Here is a 16,888-nt window from a genome sequence, read left to right as displayed (position 1 = left end):
GCGGCTGCGAGAATAGGCTCGTGCGCCGCTCCCGTCTTCCCCGCCTGTTGCGCGGGGCGACGTCTGCGGCCGTCGCGACTTTCGTCGCACTCCTGTCTCACGTGAGTGCCGGCGGCACCGTGCCGGGGTGGCTCGGCATCCTGATTCCCTTCGTGCTGTCGCTGGCCGTCTGTACGGTCCTGGCCGGCCGTCGCCTGTCGGCGTGGCGACTGTCGATGGCCGTCGTGCTCAGCCAGGCACTGTTCCACACCCTCTTCGTGCTGGGGTCCTTCGCCGTGCCGGGCGTGGGACAGGACCATCACGCCATGCACGGCATGGGTGAGGCGATGCCCTCGTCGAGCGCCGGGATGACCGACGCCCTGCACGGCGACCCTGCGATGTGGCTCGGTCACGCCGTCGCCGCCGTGGTCACGATCCTCGCGCTGCACCGCGGAGAACGATGCGTGCGTGCGCTCGTCGAGCTGACCCGCACTCTGATGGCACGGCTCCGCATCCGGCTGGCGCTCGTCGTCGAGGATGTCGATGCCGACGCCCCGCGCGTCGCGTCTGCGGCCTTCGTGCGCGCACCGCTCGTGCGCCCACGGTTCTTCCTTCGAGACATCGCCCGACGCGGCCCGCCGCACCTGCACACGGTCTGATCACGCCTCCACGACGCCTTCGCGTCGTGTGTTGCGCTTCCGCCTGTCGTTCTGGCAGGCGTCCCGTGTGGTGCGGCGCGTGCGCGCGCCGCTGTCGAAAGGTGTCTCATGTCCCTGTCGCGACGTATCGTCGCGGGGATCGTGGTGGCGTTCGCCGCCGTCTTGGCGGTGGCCGCTCCCGCGTCCGCTCACGATGAACTTCTGTCCTCCACGCCCGACACCGGGCAACGACTCGCCGAGGCGCCGACGCAGGTCACGCTGACCTTCTCCGCCGACGTGCTCGACACCGGCGCCGCGGTCATCGTCGCCGACGCCGACGGGCGCGACTGGGCAGCCACCGAGCCGATGCTCGACGGCCAGACCGTCAGCGTCGACCTGCAGCCGGACATGCCGGATGCGGGATATGAAGTGCGGTGGCGTGTGGTGTCGTCGGACGGTCATCCGATCGCGGGCACCGTCCCGTTCACGATCGGCGACGGAACGCCTCTCGAGCACACGGCGCAGCCGACGGCGCCGACGGCGGACGGTCAGGCCGCACAAGCAGACGATCCGACGGCCGATGAGGCCGGTCAGGAGAACGCCGGAGCGCTGCGCATCGCGTTCGTCGGCGCCGCCGGTGCCGGCATCGCCGTCGCGCTCTTCGCACTCATCCTCTTCCTCCGCCGCCGCTCCGACGCGCGCGGCACGGACGACGCCGAGCACTGAGCTCGCCCGTCCCGCTTTTGAAAGGCACACCCCTGTGTACAATCCCACCACCCGTATCCGCTTCACCGCAGCTCTCGCTCTCACCGCACTCGCTCTCGCGGGTTGCGCCGCCCAGAGTCAGCCGACTGCGAGCTCCGCGACCGCTGCCGAGACGATCTCCGTCTCCGACGCCTGGGTCAAGTCCGCGGACTCCGGCATGTCGGCCGCGTTCGGCGAACTGAACAACGACGGTGACGCCGACGTCACGGTGACATCCGCGACGACGCCCGCGTCGTCCGCGGTCGAGCTCCACGAGACCGTCGAGAACGAGTCGGGGCAAATGGTCATGCGTCAGATCGACGGCGGCTTCGTGATTCCCGCGCACGGGAGTCTGACCCTCGCCCCCGGCGGCAACCACATCATGCTCATGGATCTGACCGCGCCGCTCGTCGCGGGCGACGACGTCACCCTGACCCTCACGTACTCGGACGGCACGAGCTCCCAGATCACCGCTCCGGTCAAGGATTACGCGGGGGCGAACGAGAATTACGAGGGCGGCGACATGGACATGAGCGGCGACAGCGGGATGAGCCACTGATGTCACGGCGCGATCCCGATGACACTACGGTTCGGCATCGCGCCACCCGGCGACAGTTCCTCCTCGGGGGAGCCGTCGCGGGTGTCGGCGCGGCGGCCGCGATCGCCATCGACGCGGCGCTTCCCGCGGCGCCGTCCGCGCCATCCGCGATCGCGCCTTTGAACGGCGATACCACCGTGCCGTTCTACGGCGTGCACCAGGCGGGAATCGACACGGATGCGCAGTCGCACGCGGTCTTCGTTGCCCTGGATCTGAAGCCCGAGGTCGACCGCGACGGCCTGCGACGGCTGATGCGCACGTTGAGCGACGATGCCGCGCGGATGACGCAGGGAGAGCCTGCTCTCGCCGACTCCGAGCCCGAACTCGCGCTGGCACCGGCCCGTCTCACCGTGACGTTCGCGTTCGGTCCGCGCTTCGTCCAGGTGGCAGGGGGATCGGCTCCGCAGTGGCTCGGCCCGCTGCCGGCGTTCGGCATCGATCGGCTGCAGCCGGAGTACTGCGACGGCGACCTGCTGATCCAGGTCGCATCGGACGACCCGGTGACGCTCGCCCACGCCTCGAGGATGCTGTTGAAGGACGCACGCAGCTTCGCGAGCGTGCGGTGGACGCAGAACGGTTTCCGGCGTGCGCACGGGACCGTCAAACCCGGCACCACGATGCGCAACCTCTTCGGGCAGGTGGACGGTACGGCCAATCCCGAGCCCGGGACGGCCGACTTCGACGAGGTGGTGTGGCATCCGAGCGGATGGCTCACCGGCGGCACCGGCGTGGTCGTGCGCCGCATCGCGATGGACCTCGACAAATGGGACCGGCTCGACCGCCCCGGGCGCGACCAGTCCGTCGGGCGATTCCAATCGAACGGCGCGCCGCTAACGGGCACGCAGGAGCACGACGAGCCGGACTTCGACGCGAAGACGCCGATCGGCTTTCCCGTCATCCCGGAGTTCTCCCACATGCGTCGTGCACGCAGCGATGATCGCCGGGAACGCATCTTCCGGCGCGGATACAACTACGACGACACTCCCGCTGGTGGCGAGATCTCCCGTGCGGGCCTGGTGTTCGTGTCGTTCCAGGCGGATGTGGCGGGCCAGTTCGTGCCGCTGCAGCGACGCTTGGACGAGCTCGACCTGTTGAACCAGTGGACGACCCCCATCGGCTCCGCGGTCTTCGCGGCACCGCCCGGCTGCGCGCAGGGCGGGTTCATCGGCGAGACCCTGCTGTCGTGAGGAGCGAGACGATGACCGACACCCTCGTCCCTCCCTCACCGGCCCGCCCGCGCACGGGCGGGTCCCGTGGTGCATGGTTCGGATCGCTGCTGCTGCGGGTCCACTTCTACGCGGGGCTGCTCGTCGGCCCTTTCATCCTCGTCGCGGCGACGAGCGGGGCCTTGTACGCGATCGCCCCGACGCTCGAACAGGTCGTCTACGCGCACGAGCTGCACGCTCCCGAGACAGCCACGAGGCTGTCGCTCGCCGACCAGATCAGGTCGGCGGAGGCGTACGCCAGCGACGATGCGGTACTGAGCGCGGTGCGACCTGCTCCCGGGGCCGGTGACACCACCCGCGTTATGTTCGCCGAGGACGGGCTCGCAGCCAGCGCGTCACGCGCGGTGTTCGTCGACCCGGGCACGGGGGAGATCCGCGGCGACCTCACGGCGTACGGCACCAGCGGCGCGCTGCCGCTGCGCACGTGGATCTCCAACCTCCACCGCAACCTGCATCTGGGCGAGCCCGGTCGCCTGTACAGCGAGCTGGCCGCATCCTGGCTCGCGATCATCGTGCTCGCGGGTGGTGCGCTGTGGGTGATGCGCATCCGGAAGGCGCGCGCGAAGCGGGAGTTCGCTCGGCCCGCCGTGAGGCGCCGCGGATACCGGCGCCTGTTCAGTTGGCACGCCTCCGTCGGGATCTGGGTGCTCCTCGGCGCGCTCATGCTCTCGGCGACCGGGATCACATGGTCCACCTATGCCGGGGCGAACGTCTCCGCTCTGCGCGCGGCGGTCGGCGGCGCCACGCCGGTGCTGCAGACGGACCACGCGGGTGCGCAGGAGGCACCGGACGAGCATGCTGCGCACCACGGCGGGGCCGCTACGGCGCCGACGGGGGAGGCGAATCCGGCCACGTTCGATGCCATGCTGGCCATCGCCCGGCGGATCAACGTGAACACGGAAGAGGTGGAGATCAAGCCGCCCGCCGCGCCCGGGCAGGCGTGGACAGTGACTGAGATCAAACGCTCCTTCCCGACGGAGGCGGATGCGGTCGCGATCGACGGGGCCACGATGCAGGTCGTGTCGCGCGTGGACTTCACCGACTTCCCTCTGCTGGCAAAGCTCGCACGCTGGGGCATCGACCTGCATATGGGTGTGCTGTTCGGCTGGATGAACCAGCTCGCGCTGCTGTTCATCGCCATCGGCATCGGAACACTCGTCGTGCTCGGCTACGCGATGTGGTGGAAGCGCCGACCGACACGCGGCGGTCGGCTCGTCGGGGCGGCACCGGCGCGCGGAGCGATGCGCGCGGCGCCCTGGTGGGGCCTGCTCTCCGTCGTCGCGGCTGCGGGTGTGATCGGTTGGTGGCTCCCGCTGGTCGGATATCCGCTGATCGCGTTCGTCGTGATCGACGTGCTGCTCGGCCTGTGGGCGCGACGGCCGGCTCGCTGAGGCGACCGTCAGCGTCTCCGGTGGTCGTGGAGGGAGCCCACGGCCACCAGAGAGACGTTCATCCCCATCTGCCCGCAAGGGCCGGTCATCGCCGCATCCTCATCCGTATGCTGGACGGCAACCGCTGAGTGCGCTCGCGAGACTCGGCGCGATGCACAGCGACACGACGAAAACCGGGGGAACGATGTCCGATCCGCAGCAGCCGTCCGAGCCGCCCGTTCCAGCGCCCGACGCCGTGGCCCAGCCGGGGCCCGTCGCGAGCGATCAGCCGGTGGCGCCGCAGTCGGGCGATGCTCCGCAGCCGCCCGCCGCAGCGGCACCCCAGCCGACCTATCCGTCGTACAGTGTCCCGCCGCAACCCTACGGCGTTTCTCCGCAGCAGAGCTACCCCGGATACGCGCAGCCGCAGGCGCCGGGCTACCCGACGGCCCCACAGGGATACAACCAGCCGCCGGCTCCGGGTCACGCGCCGGCGCAGGGATACGCTGTATCGCCCCAGCAGGGCTATCCGCCGGTGCAGGGATACGGCCAGGCGACGCAGGCGCCCGGGTACCCGCAACAGCAGCCCGTCTACGCGCCGCATCCCGGGTTCCAGCCTCCGGCGCCCGGACAGCAGTCGGCCGTGGCGTCGTCAACAGCGGGCGCAGCCCCGGTCGTCGCGGGCCCACCCACCAACAACCCCGCGCTGTGGTCGCTGATCCTCGGCGCGATCTCGGCCGCATCCCTGCTCAGCCTGCTGATCCCCTTCCTCGGGTTCTTCATCGTGATCATGACGTTCCCGCTGAGCATCTGCTCGGTCGCACTCGGCTATGCAGGGCTCGCGAAAGCGAAGCGCTCGGGCGGTGTCGGTCGTACGAACGCGATCATCGGCATGATCCTCGGCCACATCGTGCTGCTGCTCGCGATCGCGGTCGGCATCTTCCTGCTGGTCGCGCTCGTCGCGGCCATGAGCAGTGGCTCGTTCGGCTGAGCTGTGCACACGAAGAACGGCCCCGGCGAATGCCGGGGCCGTTCTTCGTGTGGGAGCGCGAGGCTCGCGGCGTCAGACGCCGAAGTAGAGCTCGTACTCGAAGGGGTGCGGGCGCTGAGCGATCGGCTGGATCTCGTTCTCGATCTTGTACTCGATCCAGGTCTCGATGAGCTCCTCGGTGAAGACGCCGCCCTGCAGCAGGAACTCGTGGTCGGCGCGCAGCGCCTCGAGCGAGTCGAGCAGCGAGTTCGGCACCTGCGGGATGCCCTTGGCCTCCTCGGGGGGAAGCTCGTAGAGGTCCTTGTCGACCGGCTCGTGCGGCTCGATGCGGTTCTTGATGCCGTCGAGGCCGGCCATGAGCTGCGCGGCGAAGGCGAGGTACGGGTTGCCCGAGGCGTCGGGGGCGCGGAACTCGATGCGCTTGGCCTTGGGGTTGGTGCCCGTGATCGGGATGCGGATGGCCGCCGAACGGTTACCGGCCGAGTAGACCAGGTTGACCGGAGCCTCGAAGCCCTTCACCAGACGGTGGTAGCTGTTCAGCGTGGGGTTCGTGAACGCCAGGACGGCGGGCGCGTGCGCCAGGATGCCGCCGATGTACCAGCGGGCGATGTCGGACAGCCCGCCGTAGCCCTTCTCGTCGTAGAACAGCGGCTTGCCGTCGTTCCACAGCGACTGGTGCGTGTGCATGCCGGAGCCGTTGTCGCCGAAGAGCGGCTTGGGCATGAAGGTCGCGACCTTGCCCCACTGCTCGGCGGTGTTCTTGACGATGTACTTGAACTTCAGGATGTCGTCGGCCGCGTGCACCATGGTGTCGAAGCGGTAGTTGATCTCCTGCTGTCCGCCCGTGCCCACCTCGTGGTGTGCGCGCTCGAGGATGAGGCCGGCCTCGATGAGGCGCAGGCTGATGTCGTCGCGCAGGTCCGCCGTCTTGTCGACGGGGGAGACGGGGAAGTAGCCACCCTTGTAAGGGGTCTTGTTGGCCAGGTTGCCGCCCTCTTCGGTGCGGCCCGTGTTCCAGGCGCCCTCTTCGGAGTCGACCGAGTAGAAGCTCGAGTTCTGCTTCACCTCGTAGCGGACGTCGTCGAAGATGTAGAACTCGGCCTCGGGGGCGAAGAACGCGGTGTCGGCGATGCCGGTGGAGGCGAGGTACTTCTCGGCCTTCTTGGCGACCTGGCGGGGGTCCTTCGAGTAGATCTCGCCGTTGCGCGGGTTGTAGATGTCGAAGACCATGACGAGCGTCTTCGCCTCGCGGAACGGGTCGAGGTACGCGGTCGACACGTCGGGGATGAGCTGCATGTCCGATTCGTGGATGTTCGCGAACCCGCGGATCGACGAGCCGTCGAACAGCTGACCGACGGTGAAGAACTCCTCGTCGACGGTGGACGCGGGGATGTTGAAGTGCTGCTGCACACCAGGGAGATCCGTGAAGCGGATGTCGAGGAACTTGACGTCCTCGTCCTTGATGAACTTCAGCACCTCGGATGAATCACTGAACATGGAGACTCCAGAGGTAGGGCATTTCGGGAAGTTCCGCCCGCCACGGCGGGCTGATCTGACGCTATCGATCGGGCGTTGCTCGCCAGTGTCCCATATGTTTCCGGGATGTTACGGGTCCCCGATTAGGGTTGATGCATGCCCGAGACCCCCGTCGAGTCCAGCTATCCCGGTGAGCGCCTCGGGCTGCCCCGCACCGGATCGACGTCGGTCGCGCGCGTGGGCAGGCGCCTGCTCGCCCTGCTGATCGACTGGACGTGCGCCACGATCCTGGCCGTCGCATTCCTCCGGTATGACCCGTGGGCGCTGCCGGGCGAGGCGGGGCTGTCGACCTTCGCGCCGATGCTGGTGTTCGCGCTGGTGCAGATCCTGTTCATCCCGCTGATCGGCGGAAGCCCGGGGCACCGCATCCTCGGGATGCGACTGGTTCTTGTCCGCGGCGGATGGGTCGGTCTTTGGCGGCCCATCGTCCGCACGGTGCTTCTGCTGCTCGTCATCCCCGCGGTGGTCTGGGATGCCGACCAGCGAGGACTGCACGATCAGGCCGCGGGCAGCGTCCTCATCCGCGGCTGAAGATCAACGCGGGCGCTGGGCGCGCACGCGGTTGGGGTCGACGCCCTTCGGGATCGGCAGCGACGTCAGCGACTGCGACACCGAGTCGATGCGCTTGATGACGGCGGCCATCGTGGTGCGGTCGATCTTCTTGGGCAGAGCCTTGATCGTGCTCGCGAGCTTCGCGATCGGAACCTCGTCCTCGCCGTGGCCGACGTAGAACACGGTCACCGGCACGCCCGAGGCGACGCGCTGCGCCTTCGAGCGCTCGTCGGCGATGAGACGCGTCAGACGACCGCGCGCTCCCTCGCCCACGAGGACGATGCCGCCGCGGCCGACGGCGCGGTACACGGCCTCCTGAGTGCGGGGGTTGATGCCGACGGGCATCTCGCTTGCTTGCCAGCGGCGTCCGAGCGACACCGACATCACACGTCCGGCGGCACCCGGCATGCCGTCGATCTGCTTGTACATCGCGGTCGTCGACAGGCGCGTGGTCAGGATGAGCGAGCCCAGGATGCCGGCGAACAGGCCCGTGATGCCCCAGAGGATGACGCTCCAGACGGTGAGCGGCGGGATGAGGAAGCCCACGCCCGCGCCGAGCGCGATGCCCAGCAGCACGATGCCGATCAGGGCGTACGGCAGCCAGGAGTACGCGTCCTTGGTGTAGCGGTACAGGGTCTTCAACTGCGAGAAGAATCCGGGGCGCTTCTCGGGGGCGGAATCGCGGGCTGCCATACCCTCCAGCCTACCGGTGCCGTCCGATCTCTTCTCCCCACCCCGAGGGCAGTGCACCGAGCATCCTCCGCTCTGTGAAACGCCGCGGTGCCTGCCCCTCTGGCGACCACGATCGGAACATGTCCTCGTTCCTCCTGCCCGCCCCGCCACCCCTGCGTTCGCTCGTGGAACCCGTGGTCCTGCGCTCCGTCGGAGCCGATGCGGCCCCGTTCGGCGGAGACATCGTGGTCCACGAGGGTGAGCCGGCACTCGCGGTGCCGGTCGCCGCCGTCGAGGGAACGGGCATCTGGGCGGCCTCGGGCGAACACGTCCTGGCACCGCTGGACGTCGTCGCCACGGCCGAGGGGCCGCTCGTCCTGCTCCCGACGGTGCGCTGCACACTGGAGTCGCTGCTTCGTCGGCGCGCAACGGTGGCGCCCGGTGAGGCCGTCACCATCGCCGTGAGCCTGCTCCGCGGCGTCGCGGCCGAGAACGCCGCGCATCCGCGAGGCACCTGCGTGGGCAGCTGGTGGCTGGACGCCGCCGGTGCGCCGCTGTTCGTCCACGGTCACGAGGGTGCCGTCGCCGCGGTCGGCGCGGCCGATCTGCTGGCGATGCTGGATTGCGGTGACCACGATGTCGCTCGACGCGCGATCGATGCCGCATCCGTCGCCGTTCGCGACACGAGGCGTCTGCGCGGAGGGCTCTCCGCCCTGGAGGACGACTTGTTCGCTGCGGCGAGGCCGCAGGCGGTGCGCATCGAGGAATCATCCGTCGCGACGTCGATCAGCCGCGCGCAGGCGCGCGCGGAGGCGAACCCACCGACATCGACGTGGCGCCGATTGACCGTCGCGATGGACGGTTCGCTCAGCGACCTGGTCGCAGAGCGTGTCGACGCCGTGCGTCAGCGGTGGCGGCGGTCGACGCGGACGCAGAAGCCGCGCTCTCGTCGTCCCGTGCTGCTGGTCGGGCTCGGTGTCGTGGCTCTCGTTCTCGCCGTAGGGCTCCTGTGGCCGGATTCCAGTGACACAGCGCCCCTCCCGGCGTCATCCGGAGCTTCTCTCGCCCCAGAGGTTGCCGCCGCCACGGCGCCACCCGTCGATCCTCCCGCGGCGACGGGGCCGGATGACCCCGTCGCCGCGGCGCGCGCGTTGCTCGCCGAATGGCACGCGTGCGGAGACGATTCCTGCCGGCAGAGACTGCAGGAGGCGCGGATCGACGCCGACCCAGCGGGTGCGGCCATGGTCGCGGACGTGTCGCTGACGGTCATCGACGATCTCGGCGGTCTCACCCTGCTGCGCGCCGACGACCCGAGGGGTTCAGCGGTGCCGCAGATCGTGGCGATCGTGCGTCAGAACGACGAATGGGTGCTGCGCGGCATCCATGATGTCGCGCAGCACCCATAGGTGCGGGATGGGTCAGATCCCGAGGTCTCCGGCGAAGTCGGCCGTCTCGAGGCGGGTCTTCATCGCTGAGAGGAAGCGTGCCGCGTCCGCACCGTCGATGATCCGGTGGTCGTACGAGAGCGCAAGGTAGACGTAGGAACGCACCGAGAATGCATCCTTGCCGTCCACCGTCACGACACCGGGGCGCTTGACGACGGTGCCGGTGCCGAGGATCGCGGACTGCGGCAGGAACACGACCGGGGTGTCGAACAGTGCGCCGCGCGAGCCGGTGTTCGTGACCGTGAACGTGCCGCCTGCGAGCTCGTCGGGCTTCAGCTTGTTGTCACGCGTGCGGGCCGCGAGGTCGGCGATGTCGTGAGCGATCTGGGCGAGGTTCTTCTCGCCCGCCTCGCGCACGACCGGCGTCAGCAGGCCGCGCTCGGTGTCGACCGCGATCGAGATGTTCTCGCTCGACGGGTAGACGATCTGCTCGCCATCGACAGTCGCGTTGATGACGGGGTAGGTCTTCAGCGCCTCGGCGGCGGCCAGCACGAAGAACGGCAGGAAGGAGAGCTTGTCGCCCGTCTTCTGCTGGAACTCGTTCTTGACGCCGTCACGGAACAGCGCGACCTTCGTCACGTCGACCTCGACCACTGTCGTGAGCTGGGCGGTGGCCTGCATCGACTCGACGGCGCGCTTGGCGAGCACCTTGCGCAGACGCGACATCGGCTGGGTCGTGCCGCGGAGCTCGGACACCTCGACGGGAGCCTTGGACGCGGCCGGGGCCGCGGGTGCGGACGCCGCGGCGGGGGCGGCAGCGGCCTCGGCGGCCTTCAGCACGTCCTCCTTGCGGATGCGGCCGCCGACTCCCGAACCGGTCACGGTCGCGAGGTCGACACCCTGCTGAGCCGCGAGGCGGCGCACGAGCGGCGTCACATAGCCCGAGCCCTCATCGCTCGAGGTCTCGGCCTGAGCGGGTGCGGGAGCCGGCGCGGGCGGCGCTGCAGCCGGGGCCGGTGCGGCAGCCGGGGCCGGTGCGGCAGCGGGCGCGGGCGTCGCGGGAGCCTCGGCTTCGGCCTCCTCGACCTCGACGGGCTTCTCGGTGGACGGAGCCTCGGGAGCGGCCTCGGCGGCCGGTGCGGCGCCGTCGCCGATGCGTGCGAGCGGGCTGCCGACGGCGACCGTCTCGTCCTCCTGGACCAGGATGGCCTGCAGGGTGCCGGCGAACGGCGCGGGGATCTCGGTGTCGACCTTGTCGGTCGAGATCTCGAGCAGCGGCTCGTCGACGGCGACCTCGTCGCCCACGGCCTTGAGCCAGCGGGTGACAGTGCCCTCGGTGACGCTCTCGCCGAGCTCCGGGAGAACGACGTCACGGCCGCCGGATGCGGCGGGGGCCGCTGCCGGAGCTGCCTCTGCGGCCGGCTCGGGCTCGGCGGCCGGAGCAGCCTCGGCGGCGGGCTCGGGAGCCGCAGCCGCCTCGGGCTCTGCTGCGGGAGCCGCTGCTCCCGAGCCGTCGCCGATCTTCGCGAGGACGGCGCCCACCTCGACGGTGTCGTCCTCCTGGAAGAAGATCTCTTCGATCACGCCGCTGACCGGCGAGGGGATCTCGGTGTCGACCTTGTCGGTGGAGATCTCGAGCAGACCCTCGTCCGCCTCCACCGTGTCACCCACATTCTTGAGCCAGCGGGTGACCGTTCCCTCGGTGACGCTCTCGCCGAGAGCGGGGAGGACAACGGAAGTGCTCATGGGATTTGCTCCTTCGAACTGCGATATCGATGTCTAGCTTAGTGAAGCCGAAGCCTCATAGCGTGTGCAGGGGCTTGCCTGCCAGAGCCAGGAACGCCTCGGACAGCGCCTCGCTCTGCGTGGGGTGCGCGTGGATGAACGGGACGACATCCTCGGGGTGCGCATCCCAGCCGATCACCAGCTGTGCCTCGGTGATCAGCTCGCCCACCCGCGGACCCGCAAGATGGACGCCCACCACAGGACCGTCGACGCGTCGGATCACCCTCGCGACGCCGCCGCCGCCCAGGATCTCACTGCGTGCATTGCCCGCGAGGTTGTAGTCGACGACGCGGATGCCGTCGGCACCGTAGCGCTGCTCGGCCACCTGGCGCGTGATGCCGACCGACGCGAGTTCGGGCGAGCTGTACACGACGCGCGGCACGAGCTCGTCCGAGACGATCGCCGGGTCCTGACCCGCGATCCGCTCGGCAACGGCGATGCCGTGCTGGAACCCGCGGTGCGCGAGCTGCGGGCCCGCGACGACGTCCCCGACGGCCCAGATGCCGGGGACGGACGTGCGCAGCCGGTCGTCGACGACGACGAAGCCGCGGTCGAGGACGACGCCGACCTCTTCGAGACCGATCCCGTCGGCGGCGGGTTCACGTCCCACGGCCACCAGCAGGTAGTCGCCGGTGAGGACGGTTCCGTCCGCCAGCTCGACCCGCACGTGCTCCGCATCCTGCGCGACCGCGGCGAAAGGAGAGCCGAGCCGGGTCTGGATGCCGCGGCGGCGGAAGGCGCGGGCGAGTTGCTGGCGCAGGATCTCGTCCTCCGCAGGTACGAGGGTGTCGGCGGCCTCGACCACCGTGACCTCGGCTCCGAGCGAGCGCCACAGACTGGCGAACTCCACGCCGATGACTCCTCCGCCCAGCACGATCGCCCGAGACGGCACCTCGTCGAGCTCGAGCGCCGTCTCGCTGGAGAGGATGCGGCCGCCGAGCTCGATTCCGAGAGTGCGGGTGCGGGCACCGGTGGCGACGATGATGTCGGTCGCTGTGATGATGTCGCCGTCGACCTCGACGATGCCGGGGGAGGCGATCCGGCCGCGACCGGGCACGATCTCCACGCCGCGTGCGGCGAGCAGGCCCTGCAGTCCCTTGTACTTCTTCGCGACCAGATCCGTGCGGAACGCGTGCATCGCGGGGACATCGATCGCCTCGAGCGTCGCCTTCACGCCCAAGGACGGCCCTTCACGGACCGCATCCGCCGTCTCGCCGACGTGCAGGAGCGCCTTCGTGGGAACGCATCCCCGGTGCAGGCATGTGCCGCCGACCTTGTCGGCTTCGACGACGACGACCTTCTTCCCGAGCTCCGCGGCGCGCAGCGCGGCCGCGTAGCCGCCGCTGCCGCCGCCGATGATGGCGACGTCAGTGCTGCGGGCGGTCACCGCGAGGATCCGGTGACGAGGTCGATGAGGCTGCGGACGGTGGCCGCCGTGGGGCCCTTGTCGGTGAAGCCGTAACCCGCGCCCTTGTTCATCCCGACGCCGGCGATGTCGAGGTGCACCCACGGGATGCGGGGCGAATCCGGGCCGTCGGTCCTGCCGACGAACCGCTGCAGGAAGAGGCCGGCGAACAGGGAGCCGGCCGCGGGGTCACCGATCTTGGCATTGACCATGTCGGCGATCGGGGAATCGAGCTCTTCCTCCATGTGCGCGGGGAGCGGCAGGCGCCAGGAGAGTTCTGAGACCCGCTCGGCCGACGCGAGGTACTCGGCGACCGCGTCGTCGGAACCCATGACTCCGGTCAGGCGGTTGCCGAGCGCGACGGTGATGGCACCGGTGAGGGTGGCGACGTCGACGATCAGGTCGGGGTTCTCGCGGCTCGCTGCGACGAGGCCGTCGCCCAGGACGAGGCGGCCCTCCGCATCCGTGTTGAGCATCTCGACGGTCGTGCCGTCGGCCATGCGCAGCACATCACCCGGGCGGGTCGCGCGGCCGGACGGCATGTTGTCGGCGATGCAGAGCCACGCGGTGACGTGGACATCGGCGGCGAGCTGCGCCGCCGCTCGGACGACCGCGAGCACGGTCGCGGCGCCGCACATGTCGTACTTCATGCCGACCATGGAGGCTGCGGGCTTGAGTGAGAGGCCGCCGGTGTCGAAGGTGATGCCCTTGCCGACGAGCGCGATGTGACGCTTCGCATCGGCGGGGGAGTAGTCGAGGCGAACGAGTCGGGGCGGGCGGTCGGAGCCCTGCCCGACGCCGAGGATCCCCCCGAAGCCCTCTTCGCGCAGCCGCACCTCGTCGTAGACCTCGACCGAGATCGGGAGATCGGCCACGAGCGCGGCGGCCTGGTCCGCGAGCTCGGCCGGACCGAGCCACTCTGCGGGCGTGGAGACGAGGTCCTTCACCACGGCGGCGGCGGATGCGTTCGCTCGCGCGGCGGCGAGGTCGGCCTCGGAACCCTCGGCGTGCACGGTCACCGATTCGGCGCGCGTCTTGCCCGCCGAGCTCTTGTAACCCGCGAATCGGTAGCCGCCGAGGCCCGCACCCTCCGCGAGTTCGCGTGCGCCACCCTCGACCGACGGCGCGGCGAGTGACAGGGAAGCGAAGCCGACGAGGGTGCGGACGCCTGCGCCCGCGGCGAAGCGCAGTGCGCCACCGTCCGGCGAGGCTCCGGTGCCGACGACGGCGACGGGAACCGCGGGGAGCTCGGCCACTCCCGGCAGGGCCACGCGCTGTACGGCCCCGGCGGCGCCGGTGAAGCCGACCGCCTCCAGCGTGTCGCGCATCGCGGCGCCGAGCCCGCCCTCGTAGAACGCGTCGTCGAGAGGCGGCAGGGCCAGTAGCAGCGCGTCCGCGGTGCTGTCGGTGAGGGGGTCCGAGGTGAGGTGCAGATCCGGGAACGGCATGACTCCATCCTAAGGACGCCGAGGCGAGTAGAGACGGCCCACACGGGCCGTTGCGTGTTCGACGCCTCGTACCATGGAGGAATGTCCTGGACCCCGCCGCTGTACGTGAGCGTCGACGACGCGCCCGCAGTGCCCACCGGGTTGCCGCTCGTGATCCTGCTCACGGGTTTCACGGACGCGGGCTCCGCCGTGTCGCAGTCCATCGGGTATCTGCGTGATGAGGCGAGCCCTTCCGTGCTCCTGCGCTTCGAGAACGACGTCCTGCTCGACTATCGTGCGCGCAGGCCCCAGATCACCTTCGACGCCGACCACCTCACCGACTACCGTCCGGCGCGCCTCGAACTCTCACTCGCCTACGACGCGCTCTCGCGTCCCTTCCTGCTGCTGGCCGGCTACGAGCCCGACTTTGCGTGGGAGGCGTTCGCGAACGCCGTGCTGGGTGCGGCGACGGCCTTCGCGGTCTCATCGGTCACGTGGGTGCACGCGATCGGCATGCCCGTGCCGCACACGCGCCCCTTGGGCACCACGGTCTCGGGCAACCGCTCCGCGCTCACCGAAGCGCATTCGGTGTGGAAGCCGCACACGACCGTGCCCGCGACGGTGGGGCACCTGCTCGAATACCGCTTCGTCGCCTCCGGCCACTCCGTCGCCGGTTTCGTCCTGCTCGTGCCGCACTATCTGAGCGACACCGAGTATCCGGCGTCGGCGATCACCGCGCTCGACAGCATCACCGCTGCCACGGGCCTCGTGTTCGCCGTCGACGATCTGCGCGAGCAGAACGAGGACTTCCTGTCGAAGGTCGGCGAGCAGGTGAGCGCGAGCGACGAACTCACCACGATGCTCACGGGCCTGGAGGAGCGTTACGACGCCTACATGGCAGGCGCGACGCTCGCGACACCGCTCCTGCACGAGGCGGATCTGCCGAGTGCCGACGAGATCGCGGCGGAGCTGGAGCGCTTCCTCGCCAACGGCTCCCACGACGACGATCAACGAGGGCCGAGTTTCGGCTGACGCCAGGCGTCGGGGGAATGCAGGGGGATTCGGGGGTGTTGTCCAGAGAAGCAGGCCGCGCGTGCAAAGCCGCGGTCGGGGGTATGAGACAATAGAGCACCGGCCCGTTGTCGATCAAGGAGTTTCCCGCTCCGGACTTGACAAGGGTCTTACTCGTGTTCGAGAACGACCGGCGTGATCGCGTCGGTGAAAGGTGAACCGTGACTCCTGGCACGAAGACCGAATCCCGCTCGCGGAAGACCGCGACGCCGGGTGACGAGGAGGTCGTCGACACGGCGACCGAGACCGCGGCGCCGGCCAAGAAGGCGCCCGCGAAGAAGGCTCCGGCCAAGAAGGCTCCGGTGAAGAAGGCGCCTGCCAAGAAGAAGGCAGCTGCCGAAGACGAGGAAGAGTTCGAAGACGACGTCGATGTAGACGTAGAGGTCGATGACAGCGACGACGCCGAAGAGGGCGACGAGCAGGAGGCCGCGGGCGACAAGAAGACCGCCAAGGCTTCCGACGACGACGCAGACGACGAGGATGGCGAGAACACCAAGCCCGCCTTCAGCGAGCCGCTTCCGACCGGCGCGATCGTCATCTCCTCGAGCGACGAGGACGACGTTCCCGTCTACTCGACCCAGATCACCGGCGCCACCGCCGACCCGGTCAAGGACTACCTGAAGCAGATCGGCAAGGTTCCGCTGCTGAACGCGGCCGAAGAGGTCGAGCTCGCCATGCGGATCGAGGCGGGTCTGTTCGCCGAGGAGAAGCTGTCGAAGATGTCGGCGGCCGAGAAGTCCACGCAGCTCGGACTCGACCTGCAGTGGGTCGCCCGTGACGGGCAGCGCGCCAAGAGCCACCTGCTCGGTGCGAACCTGCGTCTGGTCGTGTCGCTCGCCAAGCGCTACACGGGGCGCGGCATGCAGTTCCTCGATCTCATCCAGGAGGGCAACCTCGGCCTCATCCGTGCCGTCGAGAAGTTCGACTACACCAAGGGCTTCAAGTTCTCGACGTACGCGACATGGTGGATCCGTCAGGCCATCACCCGCGCGATGGCCGACCAGGCGCGCACCATCCGTATCCCGGTGCACATGGTCGAGGTCATCAACAAGCTCGCTCGCGTGCAGCGCCAGATGCTGCAGGACCTGGGCCGTGAACCCACCCCCGAAGAGCTCAGCCGTGAACTCGACATGACCCCCGAGAAGGTCATCGAGGTGCAGAAGTACGGCCGCGAGCCGATCTCGCTGCACACGCCGCTGGGTGAAGACGGCGACAGCGAGTTCGGTGACCTCATCGAGGACACCGAGGCCGTGGTGCCCGCCGACGCCGTGGGCTTCACGATGCTGCAGCGCCAGCTCGAGTCGCTGCTCGACTCGCTGAGCGAGCGCGAGGCCGGCGTGATCCGCATGCGCTTCGGCCTGGGCGACGGGCAGCCCAAGACCCTCGACCAGATCGGCGACACCTTCGGCGTCACCCGCGAGCGGATCCGTCAGATCGAGTCGAAGACCATGGCGAAGCTGCGGCACCCCAGCCGCTCGCAGTCGCTGCGCGACTACCTGGAGTGATCGG

The 16,888-nt window shown here is 69.5% G+C and carries 15 protein-coding genes; 10 read left to right on the top strand and 5 right to left on the bottom strand.

Features of this window, described 5'->3' with window-relative positions:
* Positions 1 to 20 precede the first annotated feature (20 nt).
* From KYX17_RS16165 to KYX17_RS16140, 6 genes are all read left to right on the top strand, one after another.
* A complete protein-coding gene (locus tag KYX17_RS16165) occupies positions 21 to 638 on the top strand; it encodes a hypothetical protein (RefSeq protein WP_243227956.1) in 618 nt (205 codons plus the stop codon).
* Positions 639 to 746: 108 nt separating this feature from the next.
* Complete coding sequence (locus KYX17_RS16160; RefSeq protein ID WP_243227955.1) at positions 747 to 1,343, top strand: copper resistance CopC family protein; 597 nt, start codon at positions 747 to 749, stop codon at positions 1,341 to 1,343.
* Positions 1,344 to 1,377: 34 nt separating this feature from the next.
* Entirely contained in the window at positions 1,378 to 1,920 is a 543-nt protein-coding gene (locus tag KYX17_RS16155; protein ID WP_243227954.1) for a copper chaperone PCu(A)C, read from the top strand.
* The gene (locus KYX17_RS16150) at positions 1,920 to 3,146 is read left to right on the top strand and encodes a Dyp-type peroxidase (RefSeq protein ID WP_243227953.1); all 1,227 of its coding nucleotides are present in this window, start codon (positions 1,920 to 1,922) and stop codon (positions 3,144 to 3,146) included. Before KYX17_RS16155 ends, KYX17_RS16150 begins: the two co-directional genes overlap by 1 nt.
* Positions 3,147 to 3,157: 11 nt before the next feature.
* Positions 3,158 to 4,576 (top strand): PepSY domain-containing protein, encoded by a 1,419-nt coding sequence (locus KYX17_RS16145; protein WP_243227952.1) that lies wholly within the window; start codon positions 3,158 to 3,160, stop codon positions 4,574 to 4,576.
* A gap of 151 nt (positions 4,577 to 4,727) precedes the next feature.
* Positions 4,728 to 5,546, top strand: coding sequence for a DUF4190 domain-containing protein (locus KYX17_RS16140; RefSeq protein ID WP_243227951.1), 819 nt, complete (start codon positions 4,728 to 4,730; stop codon positions 5,544 to 5,546).
* Between the two features lie 72 nt (positions 5,547 to 5,618).
* On the opposite strand, the gene glnA is transcribed toward KYX17_RS16140, so the two are convergent.
* Positions 5,619 to 7,043 (bottom strand): type I glutamate--ammonia ligase, encoded by a 1,425-nt coding sequence (glnA, locus tag KYX17_RS16135; protein WP_243227950.1) that lies wholly within the window; start codon positions 7,041 to 7,043, stop codon positions 5,619 to 5,621.
* Positions 7,044 to 7,178: 135 nt separating this feature from the next.
* On the opposite strand from glnA, the gene KYX17_RS16130 reads away from it, so the two are divergent.
* Complete coding sequence (locus tag KYX17_RS16130) at positions 7,179 to 7,613, top strand: RDD family protein (RefSeq protein WP_243227949.1); 435 nt, start codon at positions 7,179 to 7,181, stop codon at positions 7,611 to 7,613.
* A 3-nt stretch (positions 7,614 to 7,616) separates the two neighbouring features.
* On the opposite strand, the gene KYX17_RS16125 is transcribed toward KYX17_RS16130, so the two are convergent.
* Positions 7,617 to 8,327, bottom strand: a complete 711-nt coding sequence (locus KYX17_RS16125) for a DUF4191 domain-containing protein (protein ID WP_243227948.1) — start codon at positions 8,325 to 8,327, stop codon at positions 7,617 to 7,619.
* Positions 8,328 to 8,446: 119 nt separating this feature from the next.
* On the opposite strand from KYX17_RS16125, the gene KYX17_RS16120 reads away from it, so the two are divergent.
* Positions 8,447 to 9,712, top strand: a complete 1,266-nt coding sequence (locus KYX17_RS16120; protein ID WP_243227947.1) for a hypothetical protein — start codon at positions 8,447 to 8,449, stop codon at positions 9,710 to 9,712.
* A 12-nt stretch (positions 9,713 to 9,724) separates the two neighbouring features.
* Here KYX17_RS16120 and sucB read toward each other — a convergent pair whose 3' ends face one another.
* From sucB to KYX17_RS16105, 3 genes are read right to left on the bottom strand one after another with little or no spacing between them, the layout of a single operon-like run.
* Positions 9,725 to 11,437 (bottom strand): 2-oxoglutarate dehydrogenase, E2 component, dihydrolipoamide succinyltransferase, encoded by a 1,713-nt coding sequence (gene sucB / locus KYX17_RS16115; protein WP_243227946.1) that lies wholly within the window; start codon positions 11,435 to 11,437, stop codon positions 9,725 to 9,727.
* 55 nt (positions 11,438 to 11,492) lie between these two features.
* Positions 11,493 to 12,863, bottom strand: coding sequence for a dihydrolipoyl dehydrogenase (gene lpdA / locus KYX17_RS16110; RefSeq protein ID WP_243227945.1), 1,371 nt, complete (start codon positions 12,861 to 12,863; stop codon positions 11,493 to 11,495).
* Positions 12,860 to 14,329 carry a leucyl aminopeptidase gene (locus KYX17_RS16105; protein WP_243227944.1) on the bottom strand — a complete coding sequence of 490 codons (1,470 nt, stop codon included), beginning with the start codon at positions 14,327 to 14,329 and terminating at the stop codon, positions 12,860 to 12,862. Before KYX17_RS16105 ends, lpdA begins: the two co-directional genes overlap by 4 nt.
* Positions 14,330 to 14,410: 81 nt before the next feature.
* On the opposite strand from KYX17_RS16105, the gene KYX17_RS16100 reads away from it, so the two are divergent.
* Together KYX17_RS16100 and KYX17_RS16095 are read left to right on the top strand one after the other, a co-directional pair.
* A complete protein-coding gene (locus KYX17_RS16100; protein WP_243227943.1) occupies positions 14,411 to 15,340 on the top strand; it encodes a proteasome assembly chaperone family protein in 930 nt (309 codons plus the stop codon).
* A gap of 200 nt (positions 15,341 to 15,540) precedes the next feature.
* Positions 15,541 to 16,884, top strand: coding sequence for an RNA polymerase sigma factor (locus KYX17_RS16095; protein WP_243227942.1), 1,344 nt, complete (start codon positions 15,541 to 15,543; stop codon positions 16,882 to 16,884).
* Positions 16,885 to 16,888 lie beyond the last annotated feature (4 nt).

This window comes from Microbacterium sp. CIAB417 (assembly GCF_022788845.1).
The sequence above is the reverse complement of the archived record's forward strand: the minus strand, read 5'-3'. Positions and strand labels throughout refer to the sequence as shown.